This window comes from Lentzea terrae, assembly GCF_003265345.1.
GTDB lineage: Bacteria > Actinomycetota > Actinomycetes > Mycobacteriales > Pseudonocardiaceae > Lentzea > Lentzea terrae.
The window spans coordinates 149,308-163,633 of the sequence record NZ_QFWW01000002.1; the positions used below are offsets into that span (position 1 = coordinate 149,308).

Below are 14,326 nucleotides of genomic sequence, written 5' to 3' on the forward strand. Positions count from 1 at the left end.
ACAACATGGCCATCGTCCTGGGCCCGAACCAGTACGGAAAGGCGGAGAACCGCCTCGTCACGGTGTCGCGCAACGGTTCCGTGCACACGATCAAGGACCTGACGGTCAGCACGTCGCTGCGTGGCGACCTCGCGGACACCCACCTGACCGGCGACAACGCCAAGGTGCTCGCGACGGACACGCAGAAGAACACGGTCTACGCCTTCGCCAAGGAGGCGCCGGTCGGTGAGATCGAGGACTTCGCGCTGCGTCTGGGCCGGCACTTCGTCTCGACGCAGGAGGCCATCACGGGCGCTCGGGTGTTGATCGACGAGCACGCGTGGGAGCGCATCGACGGTCACGACCACGCGTTCGTGCACGGGTCGGACGAGAAGCGCACCACGGCCGTCACAATCGAGGGCTCGCAGGCCTGGGTCGTGTCGGGCGTGCGCGACCTGGTGGTGCTGAAGTCGACCGGGTCGGAGTTCCACGGCTATCCGAAGGACCCGTACACGACCTTGAAGGAGACGAACGACCGAATCCTGGCGACGTCGGTGACCGCGCGCTGGCGTTACGTGGGCACCGACGTCGACTGGGCGAAGTCGTTCACCGAGATCCGGTCGATCATGCTGAAGACGTTCGCGGACAAGCACTCGCTGTCGCTGCAGCAGACGCTGTACGCGATGGGCGAGGCTGTCTTGAACGCGCGTCCCGAGGTCGCCGAGGTACGGCTCTCCATGCCGAACAAGCACCACTTCCTGGTGGACCTCAGCGCGTTCGACCTCGAGAACAACAACGAGGTCTTCTACGCCGCCGACCGCCCGTACGGCCTCATCGAGGGTTCCGTGCTGCGCGACGACGCGCCCGACGCGGGTCTTGCCTGGAGTACTTTGCCAGCCTTCTGAACACCACGGGGTTCAACAGCGCGGCAGGCGAGTCGACCAGGTGCACGACGCGCACGAACCGCCGGAACATGTCCTGGTCGTGCACCAACGACACCTGCCACTTCTTCATGTACCAGCCGAACGCGCGCATGACCGGCCCAGGCTCGTGGGTGCTGTCCAGCCAACCCTGATCGGCGTTGCTGGACAGCGCCCACGGTCCCTGAGCCGTCTTCGCGACCTTGCGCTGGAACTCCTGACACCCCTTGGCGCTGAAGTCGTGGTGCTGCCGGAACAACAGCGCCTCCAGTGCAGCCACCGTCATCCCCTGCCCGTACACGGGGTTGAACACGCACACCGTGTCGCCGACCGCCACGAGCCCAGCCGGCCACTTCTGCACCTGCTCGAACGCGTAACGCCGACTGGCCGTCCGCGCGAACAGGTACACGGGCGTGACCGGTTCGGCATCCGCGAGCAGCTCGGCGATGGGCCCGCGCAACGAGTCCAGAAACCCCTGGAACCCCTCGGGATCCCGCGGCGGGTGATCACCACCGGCCCCCTGCGCCGTGACCATCAACCGCTCGCCCTCGATGCGCATGACGATGCCGCCGCGCGACGTGTCGGGTGACGCCAGCGACTCGGCGACCACCACCGGAAACTCCTCCGGCGCCGTGTAGATCCTGGTCGCGTACCCGGTCCGCGAGTCGACCTCGCTCGGCTCCGGCACCTCGATCCCCGCCGCGGCCAGCCAGGCCGGCAGCTTGGACGACCGCCCGGACGCATCGACCACGAGATCGGCGTCAACTCGGCCGTTCCTGGTGAGCACACCGTCCACAGTGGAGCCGTCGAACGACAGCCCGGTGACATGCGTGTCGTCCACGATCTTCGCAGTGACCCGGCGGCGGATGTGCGTCTCCAGCAACGGCCGGCTCACCACGAGCAGCGGCAGACCGGTCGTGGTCGAGGCCACCCACCCCAGCGGGTTGAGGATGCGCATCTCCCCCGCGTCCATCAGGTGCGCGCCGGCCTGCACGAGCTCGTCGTACAGGCCGGGAAACAGCCCCTCCATGATCTCGCCGCCGCGCACGAGCAACCCGTGCACATGTCTGCCCTGCGGCACACCAGCCCGACATTCAGGCTGGTCAGACAACTTGTCGCGTTCCAGGACCACCACGTCGTCGTACGTCTCGCCGAGCACGCGAGCCGCCAACAAGCCGGCGATTCCCCCACCGATCACCACGGCCTTCATGGCTCCATTGAACCAGCGCTCAGCTGAGAGTCAGCGGTTTTCGGTCCCGCGCAACGACATCTGCTGGTCGCGCCACGAGTGGAAGAGATCCGCCTCGCTGTACCAGTCCACACCCGTCGGCCGTTCGCCGGTCGTCATGAACTCGATCAGCAGCTGCTTGTACAGGTCGAGTGGAACACCGACGCCGGGCGGGAAGTCGGTGTACTTCTCGTTGACGTACGGCGCTTCCTCCGAGCCCTTCGGCCAGCCCATGAAGATGTTGTCGACGTAGTACATGTAGCCCCACGCGCCGCGCACGGCGAGCACCACGTTGTGGTCCGGGTCGCCCTCGGCGGTGAGGGGCCTGCCGAAGTGGTCGAGCGATCCGTCGTTGCACTCCGGCCTGCCGAGCAGGCCGATCAACGTGTCCACATCCGCCTCACACGCGACGACCTGGTACTTGTGCTCCGCCACGTCGAGGTCGGGTAGCCCGGTCCAGAGACCAGCGCGCATGCTCATGCGAGCCACCCTGCACCCATTGCAGGGAACATTCGACACCCATTGACAGAACCACACGAACGGGTGATGACCCGGTCAGCCTGATCGGGTGGCGAGGCCCCTCAGTGCTGACTCGTCCAGACCTGTTGCGACCTGCACTTCCACCGGATCGAGCGCACCGCAGTCCACCGCACGGAGGAAGAAGGAAGAAAGCGCCTGAGCCGTCGCCGGTTCGTCCAGAACGCCTCCTGAGACGCGCTGCACATAGGACTTCAACCGTGCCGCATCGGCTTCCAAACCCTCGCGGTAGAAGGCGTAAACGGCCGCATAACGTGTCACCAATTGTGCCGGGTGCAAATCCCAACCCTGGTAGAAACCGTGCTCCAGTGATCGCCGGGTGAGCCGGTAGTGCGTGTCCCAGCCGTGCTGCTTCTGGTCGCCGACGGGGAGCACGTTGGTGGAGCCGTCGGACAGCCGCACCCCGGTTCCAGCAGCGCAAACCTGCATGACGTGGCGCGCGAAGTCGCACGCGCCATGTGCCAGGTGTTGTTGCGCCGCGGACAGCCCGCAGCCCGCCGTGTAGTCGTAGGTCCCGAAGTGCAGACCTGTCACGCGACCTCTGCCCGCCTCGATGAACCGCGGGATCGCGAGCCGTCCCTCGTGGTCCACAATGGACTGAGTGGTCTCGACCTGGATCTCGAACTTCAGTTCCTTGCCGAAGAGGTCCAGCACCTCGCCGAACACCTCGACCTGGTCGACTGATGTCACCTTCGGGAAGGTGATCACCAAACCTGGCGGAACCTCTCCCAGAGCTGTCAGGAAGATGTCCAGTGTGCGCAGTCCGCGCTCGCGCAACGCCTTGGTGTCGAACGACTTGATCCGCAGCCCGAACGACGGCGGCGCGGTGCCCTCCTCCAGCCAGCGGGACACGAGGTGCGCCGTGCTCTCGGCGTCCATGTCCTCGACGTCGTCCTCGGGCGCGCCGTAGCCGTCCTCGAAGTCGATCCGCAGGTCCTCGATCGGCTCCCTGGCGAGCTTGGCGCGCACGCGGTCGAGCACGCCGTCCGGCAGTTCCGGGAGCAACTGGGGCTCGATCGACTCCAGAGCTTCGCGGCCCCAGTCGGCGATCGTGGTCGCGATGATGCGCCCGGCGGGCACGTAGCACGTGTGCACGGGCTGACGGCCCGCCGGCCAGCTGCGTTCCACAGTGGACAGTCGCGCGGTCACCCGCGCGACGTCCTCGGGCGACAGCGACGTCTCGTACATCAGATGCGCTCGTACGCCGGCAGCGTCAGGAAGTCGACGAAGTCCTCGGACAACGCGACCTGTTCGAACAGCTCGACGGCGGCCGCGACGTGCGGACCCTCGAGCTCCTTGCCGACGCGTGCCAGGACTTCCCGGACGGCGTCGGCGGTGACCTGCGTGCCGTCGTCGAGCACGACCTTGTTGTTGATCCACTGCCAGATCTGCGACCGCGAGATCTCCGCCGTGGCCGCGTCCTCCATCAGGTTGTGGATCGCCGCCGCGCCGTTGCCGCCCAGCCACGACGCGATGTACCGCACGCCGACGTCCACGGCGCTCTCCAGCCCCGCCCGCGTCGCCGCACCGCCCGCGGACTTGAAGTCCAGCAGCTGCTCGGCCGTGACGCTGACCTCGGGCCGCTGCTTGTCGATCTGGTTCGGCCGGTCGCCGAGCACGCCGTCGAAGATCTCGCGGCAGATCGGCACCAGGTCCGGGTGCGCGACCCACGACCCGTCGAACCCGTCGGTCGCCTCGCGCGTCTTGTCCTCACGAACCTTGCGCAGCGCGTTCTCCGTGACCTCCGGATCGCGCCGGTTCGGGATGAACGCCGCCATGCCACCCATGGCGAACGCCCCGCGCTTGTGGCACGTCTTTACCAGAAGCTCGGTGTACGCGCGCATGAACGGCGCCGTCATCGTCACGCTGTTGCGGTCCGGCAGCACGTAGTCCGCACCGGCGTCCCGGAAGTACTTGATGACGCTGAACAAGTAGTCCCAGCGCCCGGCGTTGAGCCCCGACGCGTGGTCGCGCAGCTCGTAGAGGATCTCCTCCATCTGGAACGCGGCAGGGATCGTCTCGATGAGCACCGTCGCGCGGATCGTGCCGTACGGGATGCCCTTCAGCTTCTGCGCCGTGGTGAACACGTCGTTCCACAGCCGCGCTTCGAGGTGCGACTCCATCTTCGGCAGGTAGTAGTAGGGCCTGCCCAGCTCCGCGTTGTGGAAGAAGTGCAGTCCGAAGTCGACCAGCGCGCCGACTGCGTTCCTGCCACCGAACTGGAGGTTGCGCTCGTCGAGGTGCCACCCGCGCGGCCGCACCACGATCGTCGGGTACGGGCCGCCCTTGAGCTTGTACTCCTTGCCCTCCGGCGAGGTGTACTCGATCGTCTCGCGCGCCGCCTCGTACAGGTTCACCTGTCCCTGCACGACGTTGTCCCAGTGCGGCGTGTTCGCGTCCTCGAGGTCCGCCAGCCACACCTTGGCGCCGGAGTTGAGCGCGTTGATCGTCATCTTGCGCTCGGTGGGCCCGGTGATCTCGACGCGCCGGTCCCGGAGTGCCTCGGGCGCTTGCGCCACCCGCCACTCGCCGTCGCGGATGTCCTGGGTCTCGGGCAGGAACCCGAGAGGGCGCCGCTCCTTGCGCAGGGCGAGCAGCTCGTCCCGGCGCGCGGCGTGCGCCTCGTGCAGCTTCGCGACGAACTCAAGAGCCTCTTGGGTGAGGACCTGCACCTGGATCCACCTCTCTCGGTTTTGCTGTGTGGACTATAGTTTTTGCATTGCGGAACTGCAATGAGAGGAGCCGCACGTGTCCACTGGTGGCGTGCAGTCCCTGCAGAGAGCCTTCGACCTGCTCGAACGCCTGGCCGACGCGGGAGGAGAGGCCTCGCTCTCGGAGCTCGCGACGACCTCCGGCCTGCCCCTGCCCACGATCCACCGGCTCATCCGCACCCTTGTCACGCTGGGGTATGTGCGGCAGAACAGCAACCGGCGGTACACCCTCGGGTCGCGGCTGATCCGCCTCGGCGAGACGGCTTCCCGGCAGTACGGGACGTGGGCCCGCCCGTTCCTGTCGCAGTTGGTTGACTCGGTGGAGGAGACCGCAAACCTCGCCGTGCTGGACGGCGACGAGGTCGTGTACGTCGCGCAGGTGCCGTCGAAGCACTCGATGCGGATGTTCACCGAGGTGGGCCGCCGCCTGCTCCCCCACGGCACGGGCGTGGGCAAGGCGATGCTCTCCCAGCTGCCGCGCGAGGAGGTCCGGCAGCTCCTGGAGCGCACCGGCCTGCCCGCCTACACGCCGAACACGATCACGGACGTTGGCGGGCTGCTCGACGAGCTGGACGAGATCGCCGAGCGGGGGTACGCGCTGGACGAGTCCGAACAGGAGCTCGGCGTCCGGTGCATCGCGGTGCCGGTGATCGGCGGGCCGACGCTCGCCGCCGTGTCGGTGTCGGGACCGGAGGGGCGACTCACGAAGGAAGCGGTGTCACGGATCCTGCCGGAAGTGCTGGCCGTGGCGAAGAGGCTCGCCGACCGGGCAAGCTGACGCAGGGGTACCCCTCGAAAACTGCACTGCTGTCCGAAAGTTGGACTGGGGTGTGAAGGCCAGGTGGTCCGCACTGCGCGCGCCCAGCTCCGCACCAGCGTCGGCGACGGCACCTCATACCTGGATCACCAGTCCGACTTCCGGGGAGCAGTGCAGACCTTCGGGTCCCCCGCGACCCAACGTACTCACCAGGTCCGACAAGATCAGCCGAGCGGCGCGTCCTTCAGACCGGGCCGTCGCGGAGCAGGCCGCGCACCTGGTCCAGCGTGTCGCCCGGCGAGACGTCGGTCAGCCACCAGGTGGCGCCCGCCGCGGCGTACGGCGCCGGGTCGGTGCCGGTCGGGAGGGCGACGGCGATGTCGTAGGGCGCCGTCGGATCGTCGCGGAGTTCGGCGATGGTGGCAGCGATCTCGGCGACCTGGTCCGGGTGTTCGAGGTTGACCGGGAAGAACCCGTCGTGCCGGGCCGCTCGCTGCATCGGCTTGCGGTTTCCCGGGAATCCCGCGACCCACACCGGCACGCCGGGGCGTTGGACCGGCCGGGGCAGGAACTCGACGTCGTCGACGGTGTAGTGCTCGCCGTGGTGGTGGACCGGTTCGCCGGACCACGCGGCGGTGAGGATCTCCAGGGACTCGTCGAGCATCCGGCCTCGTTGCCGATCGTCGAGCGACTCGCCGGTCTTCGACAGCTCGTTGCCGAACCGGTCGCTGCCCAGACCGACGCCGAGGGTGAGCCGCCCACCGCTGAGCCGGTCCAGCGTCGTGGTCTCCCTGGCCACCTTGGCCGGCCGCCGCCGGGCGAGCGGCGTGATCATCGGGCCGATCCGCAGGTGTTCGGTGGCGCAGGCGACCGCGGTCAGGGTGATCCACGGGTCGGCGACCTCCCGGACCGGTGCCTGCCAGCGCAGGTGGTCCCACACGAACAACCCGTGCCAGCCCGCCTCTTCCGCTTCTACCGCCAGCCGCGCGACGACCGCGGGTTCGGCGAGCTCGTCGAAGATCGGCAGCCAGAGCGCCGAACGCATCTTGGTCATGACAACGCCTTCCGAGCGACGAAGAGCGCGATCCCACCGATCGCGCAGGCTGATCCGAGCACGGCCGGTCCGCCCAGCTCGAGCAACGCGGTTCCGGCCAGCGGGCCGAGCACCGCACCGACGCTCCAGGTGGTCGAGGCGAGACCCATGTACCTGCTGCGCAGCTCGGCCGGCGCGAGGTCGGCGAAGGTGTCGCCGAACCTGACCGCGATACCGATCTGGCCGAGGGTCCAGATCAGGACCGATGCGGCGAAGGCGGCGCTGCCGTGGCTCACGGCACCAAGCGCGGCGCCGGCGCCGACCAGCAGCATCGAGACCGCCGACACCGCGCTGCCACTGCGCCCGGCGAGCAGCCGCACCGCCACCGGCTGGAGGGCCACGATGGCGATCCCGTTCAACGCCAGCACTGCGCCGTAGGTTGCGGGACCAAGACCATCGGCCGTCATCAGCAGCGGCAACGTCGTGAACGTCTGCAGGAACAACGTGAAGTAGCCGACGTGCACCGCCATCATCGCGATCATCCGCCGGTCCCGGAGCACGTGCGGCAACAGCGCCTGCCGGGTCCGCGTTGATCCCGCCGGACGGGTTTCCGGCACCTGACGCCAGACGATCAGCGCCGCGACCAGCGAGGCCAGCACGTTGATCCAGAACAGCAGCCCGTAGCCGTGCCTGGCCAGGATCCCGGCAGCCACCGTGGCGACGGAGAAGCCGAGGTTGGCCGCCCAGTAGAGCAACCCGAACGCGCGGATCCGTTGCTGCGCGGGCAGATCGGCCACCGCGGCCGATCCCGCCGGGCGGTGCAGCTCGACGGTCAGCCCGACGGCGACGGCGGCCACCCAGATCTCGGGCATCGAGTCCGCCGAGCCGAGTGCGGCGAGCGCCACCGCGGCTCCCACGAACCCCACGAGCATCGTGTTGCGCCGGCCGATCCGGTCTCCCAGCCAGCCACCGAGCAACTGGGAGCCGATGTCGCCCACGCCGACAGCCGCGACCACCGCGCCCGCGGTCGTGGGCGAGAGGTGCTGCGCCTGTGTCAGGTAGAGCACCAGGAACGACCGCACCACACCACCGGCCCTGCCGACGAAGTGCGTGGCCGCCAGTGCCCAGACCAGGTCGGGCAACCCCAGGTCCGGGCGGCTCGGGCGAATCTTCATCGAGGTCGTCATGGCAATCACGCTAGGTCCGCAAGTGCATCACGAAAAGCGATGACTTCCGATGGACTCAATCGCCATCACTTATGCTCGATCACATGGCGGACGTCGAACTGCGACACCTGCGGGCCATGGTCGTGATCGCCGAGGAAGGAACGTTCGGCCAGGCGGCGGCCCGGCTCGGCTACACCCAGTCGTCGGTGAGCCAGCAGATCGCCGCGCTGGAGAAGACCGTCGGCGGCCCGGTGTTCGACCGGCCCGGCGGGCCGAAACCCGTCCGGATCACGCCTCTGGGCGAGGTGGTCCTGGCCCACGGTCGCGAGCTGCTGCAGAGGGCGGAGGCGCTGACCGACGCCGTCGACCGCTTCCTGGCGGGCAACGGCCGGATCGACATCGGCACCTTCCAGGGCGTGACCACCCTGATCCTGCCGGTCGTCATCCGCCGGCTGCTGGAAGAACATCCCGGCTGCGACATCAGGCTGTCCGACGTGAACGCGGAGGAGCCTCGGCTCAGGGATCTCGACCTGCTGTTCCACGACGGCCCGGTCGAAGGCGACGTCGAGCAGGTGAAGCTCTTCGACGAGCAGTACCTGCTGGTGACGGGCGCGGGCACGGTCCCGGCCGGCCCGGTGCGGACGAAGCTGCTCGACGACGCTCCGATGGTCGCCTGGCCGCCCACCTACTACCAGCGCTGGCTGGAGCGGACACTCGCGCAAGCCGGCGCGCAGCCGCGGTTCGTGTTCCGCACCACGGGCCACGAGACCATCCTGTCGATGGTGCGGGCAGGCATCGGCTGGGCGGTGTTGCCGTGGCTCGCCCTGCACGCACACGACGCCTGGTCCGACGATCGGCTCAGCATCCACCCGCTGAAGCCGGCGCCCACTCGCGAGCTGTCGCTGTACTGGCCCGCCGGCCGCACCGAGTCCCCGCTCGCGCTCCGGACGCGGGAGATCGCCGTCGAGGTCGCGCGCGACCTCGCCGAGCGGATGTAGGTCAGCCGAGCAGCGCGTCCACGAAGGCGCCCGGCTCGAACGGCGCCAGGTGGTCGGCACCCTCGCCGAGACCGACCAGCTTCACCGGCACGCCCAGCTCGCGCTGCACCTGGAACACGATGCCGCCCTTCGCCGTGCCGTCCAGCTTGGTCAGCACGATGCCGGTGATGTCGACCTGCTCGGCGAACACCCGCGCCTGCGTGAGCCCGTTCTGACCCGTCGTCGCGTCCAGCACCAGCAGCACCTCGTCCACCACGGCCTGCTTCTCGACCACGCGCTTCACCTTGCCGAGCTCGTCCATCAAGCCGACCTTGGTGTGCAGCCGCCCGGCCGTGTCGATCAGCACCGTGTCGACCCCGGCGTCCATGCCGCGCTTGACCGCGTCGAACGCCACCGAAGCCGGGTCGCCGCCCTCGGGACCGCGCACCGTCTCCGCACCGACCCGCTTGCCCCAGGTCTCCAACTGGTCGGCAGCAGCAGCACGGAACGTGTCAGCAGCACCCAGCAGCACGGTGCGCCCGTCCGCCACGAGCACACGTGCGAGCTTGCCGGTGGTGGTGGTCTTGCCGACGCCGTTGACGCCGACGACGAGCAGCACGGCGGGCTTGCCGGAGTGCGGCAGCGCCTTCAGCGAGCGGTCCATCGAGGGGTGCAGCGCGTCGACCAGGACCGAACGCAGCAACGCCTGGGCCTCGGCCTCGGTACGGACCGCGGAGCCGGCGATCTTCGTCCGCAGCGTGTCGACGATCTCGGTGGTCGTGGCCGCGCCCAGGTCGGCGATCAGCAGCGTGTCCTCGACGTCCTGCCACGAGTCCTCGTCCAGGTCGCCCGCGCCCAGCAGACCCAGCAACGAGGAGCCGAACGCGTTGCGCGACTTCGAGAGCTTGCCGCGCAGCCGTTCGAGACGACCGGCCGTGGGCTCGATCTCCTCGACCTCTGAGGCTTCCTCCGGCAGGTCGACCTCGACGAAGCCGCGCTTCACCGAGTCGCGCGGCACGGAGGCGTCGTCGCCCACGCCCGGCTGGCCGTCGACCTCGGTCCGTTCGGCCACCGGGTGTTCGACCGGCGCGGTGTCCGCCTCGGCCGCGGTGACCGCCTCCGCTTCGGTGGCGTCGGGCGCGGCCGGCGCCAGCGAGATACCGGACGAAGCCTGGTAGCCGCCGGGCTTCGGCGCCTCCTCCTTCTGGGTCAGGCTGATGCGACGGCGACGCGTCAGCACCACACCGGTCACCAGCGCGGCGATCAGCACGACCGCCACGACGACGAGGATCAGGACAAGGGAAGACGTCGACACGGGCTCATGGTTTCACAAGGCCGCATGTGACCTGTAAACCATCTACTGCTCAATTAGGCGAAGATTTCACCGAAGCACTTGCATCCGACCAGAGTGTGGAATAGACCACACGTCGTGAGGGTGATCGGACTGATTTCCGGCACGTCGATGGACGGCATCGACGTCGCCGTCGCCGACCTGTCGATCCACGGCGACGTCGTCGAGCTCGTGCCGGTGCAGTGCGCCGAGCACCCGTTCCCGAAGGACCTCTTGGAGAGGCCGAGGGACCTCGCTGAAGTGTGCGCCTTCGACACGTCGCTCGGGCAGGCTTTCGGCGAAGTCGCCGCCGGGTACCTGCCGGCGGACCTGATCTCCTCACTCGGCCAGACCGTGCACCACGAGGTGCAGGACGGCGACTGCCTCGGCACGTTGCAGCTCGGACAGCCGGCGTGGATCGCCGAGCGGACCGGCGTGCCCGTCATCGCCGATCTCCGGGTGCGCGACGTCGCGGCGGGCGGTCAAGGGGCTCCGCTGGCTTCGACGTTGGACGCGTTGTGGCTGGCCGGTGACACCACCTCGATCGCACTGAACATCGGCGGCATCGCGAACATCACCGTGGTGCGGCCGGACAGCCCGCCGATCGCCTACGACACGGGGCCCGGCAACGCGTTGATGGACGCCGTCATGGAGGTCATCTCCAACGGCCAGCAGCGCCAGGACACCAACGGCGAGTTCGCGCGAAGAGGGATCGTTCGCGAGGACATCCTCAAGAAGCTGCTCGCCGACCCGTACTACTCGAAGCCCTGGCCCAAGTCGACGGGCAAGGAGCTCTTCAACGCCGAGTACCTGCACGGATTTCCGACGGTGCCGGCCGAGGACATGCTGCGCACCCTCGCCGAGCTGACCGCCCGCACCATCGCGGACGCCTGCCGCGCGCACGACGCGAGCACCGTCGTCGCGTCCGGCGGTGGCATGCGCAACCCGGTGCTCGTCGAGGCGCTCACGAAGGCGCTGGACCCGATCCCGCTCAAGATCAGCGACTCGCTGGGCCTGCCGCGCGACGGCAAGGAGGCCTACCTCGCCGCACTGCTCGGATTCCTGACGTGGCACGGGATCGCGAGCAACACGCCGTCCGCGACCGGCGCGTCCGGACCGCGGCTGCTCGGCAGCATCACGCCCGGCAACGGGCCGCTGCGGCTGCCGGAGCCCGTCACCGGTCCGGTGTCCAAGCTGAAAGTGGGGGAACCGAAGTGGCTGGACTAGATCTCGCGATCATCGCCCTGTTCCTCGTCGGCATGCCGTTGCTCGGCACGTGGATCGGCGGCAGGCAGAAGTCGTCCACCGACTACTTCGTCAGCGAGAGCCGCATCTCGTGGTGGGTCGTCTGCCTGTCGGTGGTGTCCGCGGAGACGTCGACGCTCACCGTGCTGAGCGTGCCGGTGATCGCCTACATGGCGACGCCCGCGCAGGGCGGCATGACGTACCTGACGCTCGCGCTCGGGTACATCGTCGGCCGCATCATCGTCAGCTTCGTGCTGCTGCCGAAGTACGTCGCCGGTGATCTCGTGACGGCGTACGCGTTCCTGGGCAAGCGGTACGGCAACGGCATGCGCGCCACCGCGTCCGTGACGTTCCTCTTCACGCGGCTGCTCGCGGACGGCATCCGGCTCTTCGCGACGGCCATCCCGATCAAGGTCGTGCTGGCGCAGTACGGGATCACGGTCTCGTACTGGGCCATCGTGCTCGCGCTCGGCATCGCGATGGTCTTCTACAGCTTCTTCGGCGGCGCCCGCGCGGTCGTGTGGGTCGACGCCATCCAGATGCTCTGGTACGTCCTCGGCGGCGTCGTGGTGATCTGGGTGCTGGCCGGTCAGCTGCCGGACGGCTGGTTCTCGAAGGCCGCGGACGCCAACAAGTTCCAGCTCTTCGACTTCGCCTCGTCACCGCTGACGGGCTCGTTCCCGTTCATCGCGGCGTTCTTCGGTGGCGCGTTGCTGTCGATGGCCTCGCACGGCGCGGATCAGATGATCGTGCAGCGGTTGATGGCCACGCGTGACGTGAAGTCCGCGCAGAAGGCGTTGATCGCCTCCGGTGTCGTAGTGTTCCTGCAGTTCGCGTTCTTCCTCTTCATCGGCGTGATGATGTGGGCGTTCTACAACGGCGTCGACCCGGTGAAGGACCTGAAGCTCAGCAACAAGGACGAGCTCTTCGCCCACTTCATCGTCAACGACCTGCCGTCGGGACTCTCCGGCTTCGTGATCGCCGGCATCCTCGCGGCCGCGCTGTCGTCGTCGCTGGGCGCCTTGGCCTCCTCGACCGTGACGGACGTCTACGAACGCGTCCGCAAGACCCCGATGACGGACGACGAACGCCTGCGCCACGGCCGGATCTGGACCCTGGTGTGGGCGGGACTGCTGATCGTCTGCGCGGGCCTGTTCGCCTCCTCGAACAAGACCACGGCTGACCCGATCGTGGTACAGGCGCTCGGCATCGCCGGCTACACCTACGGCGCGCTGCTCGGGGCCTTCCTCCTCGGCCTCATCTTCAAGCGCGTCACGCAGGCGGACGCGATCATCGCATTTGTGACGACAGTGCTGGTCGTCGGTTTCGTCATCCTCGGCGTCAAGTTCGCCGGCAGCACGCCTCAGGTGAACTTCGGCAAGGCGACAGGTGACCTGAAATCGTTGACGAGCTGGTGGAACACGCCCCTGGGGGTGGCGGTCACGTTGCTGGTGGGTGGATTGCTGTCATTGCGGCATTCACGCGGTGTGGCGGTAGGCGACGAGCTCGATGTGAAGTCGAAAGCCTAGGCGGGCGAACATGTTCTGCGACGACTCGTTGCCCGAGTAGATCGACGCGGCTGCCTGCGGTCGAGCCCCGTGCTCGGCCGCGAGCTTCCACAGCAGCTCGGTGACGAGCGCCGCGCCGACACCTTGGCCGCGAACATCGGGTTCCACGGCCACGAAGTCGACGTAGTACTCCTCGGGCTGGGCCTTGCCCGCCGCGTACCCGATGACGCGTTCACCGTCCATCGCGACGACGACCGTGCGCGTCTCCGGTTTGGACTCGACGAGCTGCTTGCCGGACAGGTACGTCCGCGGAAAACATCGCTCGTGCAGCACGGCCACGGCCTCGTGCACGTGTTTGTCGGTGGGCAGGACGCGCATCTCGCGTTCGCTGGGACACTTCGCGTCCCGCAGCAACAACGTGCGCAACTCCCCGTTGTCCAGTATGTGGATGGCGCTCGCCTTGCCGGCGCTGAAGGCGTGCCGCTCGGCGAACGCCGCCAGCCGCCGGTGGGCGGTGTGCCCGTACAACTCGAGATCGGTGATGCCGGTGAGGAGCTCGGCGGCGCGCCGGAACATCGCGTCGGCGGTCTGGTCCCAGATGCGGCTGCCCGCCGGGTGGTTGACCGGTACGTCGACGAACGGCCCGTGCAGCCACGCGCGGCCCAGCTCCGGGTCGATCTCCACGCTGAGCATGCCGGTGATGTTGTCGTCGGCGTCGACGGCCACCACCGTGCAGTCGGCCCAGCTGGGCTCGAACTCGGCGAGCTCCGCGCGGAGCTCTTCGACTGTCTCACCGAGGTAGCCGATGTGGTGCGCTGAGTCGGCCTGGAGCCGGACCAGGAGCGCCATCGTGGCGCCGAGGTCGCCAGGTTCGGCGAAACGGATGTCGTACATGGAAGGAATGGTTGCTCCCACGCCGTCCGGACGCGAGGGAG

Annotated in this window: 13 protein-coding genes; 5 read left to right on the forward strand and 8 right to left on the reverse strand. The window is 68.3% G+C overall.

Annotation, left to right across the window (positions count from 1 at the left end; genetic code table 11):
* Positions 1-5 precede the first annotated feature (5 nt).
* Positions 6-884 (forward strand): factor-independent urate hydroxylase, encoded by an 879-nt coding sequence (gene pucL, locus DI276_RS03920; protein ID WP_112261891.1) that lies wholly within the window; start codon positions 6-8, stop codon positions 882-884.
* Here the strand turns inward: pucL and DI276_RS03925 are convergent.
* The 4 genes from DI276_RS03925 to aceB all read right to left on the reverse strand — a co-directional run bounded on the left by DI276_RS03925 (position 811) and on the right by aceB (position 5,336).
* Positions 811-2,109: an FAD-dependent oxidoreductase gene (locus tag DI276_RS03925; RefSeq protein ID WP_112261892.1), complete on the reverse strand. Its 1,299-nt coding sequence runs from the start codon at positions 2,107-2,109 to the stop codon at positions 811-813. The two genes, pucL and DI276_RS03925, sit on opposite strands and share 74 nt — an antisense overlap.
* A gap of 30 nt (positions 2,110-2,139) precedes the next feature.
* Positions 2,140-2,607, reverse strand: coding sequence for an Imm1 family immunity protein (locus DI276_RS03930; protein ID WP_112261893.1), 468 nt, complete (start codon positions 2,605-2,607; stop codon positions 2,140-2,142).
* Between the two features lie 75 nt (positions 2,608-2,682).
* The gene (locus tag DI276_RS03935) at positions 2,683-3,852 is read right to left on the reverse strand and encodes a DUF6986 family protein (protein WP_112261894.1); all 1,170 of its coding nucleotides are present in this window, start codon (positions 3,850-3,852) and stop codon (positions 2,683-2,685) included.
* Positions 3,852-5,336 carry a malate synthase A gene (aceB, locus tag DI276_RS03940; protein ID WP_232836435.1) on the reverse strand — a complete coding sequence of 495 codons (1,485 nt, stop codon included), beginning with the start codon at positions 5,334-5,336 and terminating at the stop codon, positions 3,852-3,854. Before aceB ends, DI276_RS03935 begins: the two co-directional genes overlap by 1 nt.
* 76 nt (positions 5,337-5,412) lie before the next feature.
* On the opposite strand from aceB, the gene DI276_RS03945 reads away from it, so the two are divergent.
* The gene (locus DI276_RS03945; protein WP_112261896.1) at positions 5,413-6,153 is read left to right on the forward strand and encodes an IclR family transcriptional regulator; all 741 of its coding nucleotides are present in this window, start codon (positions 5,413-5,415) and stop codon (positions 6,151-6,153) included.
* A gap of 223 nt (positions 6,154-6,376) precedes the next feature.
* Here the strand turns inward: DI276_RS03945 and DI276_RS03950 are convergent, their stop codons facing one another.
* Both DI276_RS03950 and DI276_RS03955 read right to left on the reverse strand, forming a co-directional pair.
* Positions 6,377-7,186 (reverse strand): LLM class flavin-dependent oxidoreductase, encoded by an 810-nt coding sequence (locus DI276_RS03950; protein WP_112261897.1) that lies wholly within the window; start codon positions 7,184-7,186, stop codon positions 6,377-6,379.
* A complete protein-coding gene (locus DI276_RS03955) occupies positions 7,183-8,352 on the reverse strand; it encodes an MFS transporter (protein ID WP_112261898.1) in 1,170 nt (389 codons plus the stop codon). Before DI276_RS03955 ends, DI276_RS03950 begins: the two co-directional genes overlap by 4 nt.
* 83 nt (positions 8,353-8,435) lie before the next feature.
* Between DI276_RS03955 and DI276_RS03960 the strand changes: the two genes are divergently transcribed.
* On the forward strand, positions 8,436-9,329 hold the full coding sequence (locus DI276_RS03960) for a LysR family transcriptional regulator (protein WP_112262198.1): 894 nt from the start codon (positions 8,436-8,438) through the stop codon (positions 9,327-9,329).
* 1 nt (position 9,330) lies between these two features.
* Here the strand turns inward: DI276_RS03960 and ftsY are convergent, their stop codons facing one another.
* Complete coding sequence (gene ftsY, locus DI276_RS03965) at positions 9,331-10,623, reverse strand: signal recognition particle-docking protein FtsY (protein ID WP_112261899.1); 1,293 nt, start codon at positions 10,621-10,623, stop codon at positions 9,331-9,333.
* Positions 10,624-10,743: 120 nt separating this feature from the next.
* Here ftsY and DI276_RS03970 point away from each other — a divergent pair, with 120 nt between their 5' ends.
* Complete coding sequence (locus DI276_RS03970) at positions 10,744-11,865, forward strand: anhydro-N-acetylmuramic acid kinase (protein WP_112262199.1); 1,122 nt, start codon at positions 10,744-10,746, stop codon at positions 11,863-11,865.
* Positions 11,853-13,412 carry a sodium:solute symporter gene (locus tag DI276_RS03975; RefSeq protein WP_112261900.1) on the forward strand — a complete coding sequence of 520 codons (1,560 nt, stop codon included), beginning with the start codon at positions 11,853-11,855 and terminating at the stop codon, positions 13,410-13,412. The genes DI276_RS03970 and DI276_RS03975 overlap by 13 nt, the downstream gene beginning before the upstream one ends.
* On the opposite strand, the gene DI276_RS03980 is transcribed toward DI276_RS03975, so the two are convergent.
* Complete coding sequence (locus DI276_RS03980; RefSeq protein ID WP_112261901.1) at positions 13,362-14,285, reverse strand: GNAT family N-acetyltransferase; 924 nt, start codon at positions 14,283-14,285, stop codon at positions 13,362-13,364. The genes DI276_RS03975 and DI276_RS03980 overlap by 51 nt on opposite strands.
* Positions 14,286-14,326 lie beyond the last annotated feature (41 nt).

What these genes read in the sequence shown, in the direction of transcription:
- DI276_RS03980 (WP_112261901.1), bottom strand. Translation starts at nt 14,285, where the DNA reads ATGTACGACATCCGTTTCGCCGAACCTGGCGACCTCGGCGCCACGATG.
- pucL (WP_112261891.1), top strand. Translation starts at nt 6, where the DNA reads ATGGCCATCGTCCTGGGCCCGAACCAGTACGGAAAGGCGGAGAACCGC.
- DI276_RS03955 (WP_112261898.1), bottom strand. Translation starts at nt 8,352, where the DNA reads ATGACGACCTCGATGAAGATTCGCCCGAGCCGCCCGGACCTGGGGTTG.
- DI276_RS03960 (WP_112262198.1), top strand. Translation starts at nt 8,436, where the DNA reads ATGGCGGACGTCGAACTGCGACACCTGCGGGCCATGGTCGTGATCGCC.
- DI276_RS03935 (WP_112261894.1), bottom strand. Translation starts at nt 3,852, where the DNA reads ATGTACGAGACGTCGCTGTCGCCCGAGGACGTCGCGCGGGTGACCGCG.
- DI276_RS03950 (WP_112261897.1), bottom strand. Translation starts at nt 7,186, where the DNA reads ATGACCAAGATGCGTTCGGCGCTCTGGCTGCCGATCTTCGACGAGCTC.
- DI276_RS03930 (WP_112261893.1), bottom strand. Translation starts at nt 2,607, where the DNA reads ATGAGCATGCGCGCTGGTCTCTGGACCGGGCTACCCGACCTCGACGTG.
- DI276_RS03925 (WP_112261892.1), bottom strand. Translation starts at nt 2,109, where the DNA reads ATGAAGGCCGTGGTGATCGGTGGGGGAATCGCCGGCTTGTTGGCGGCT.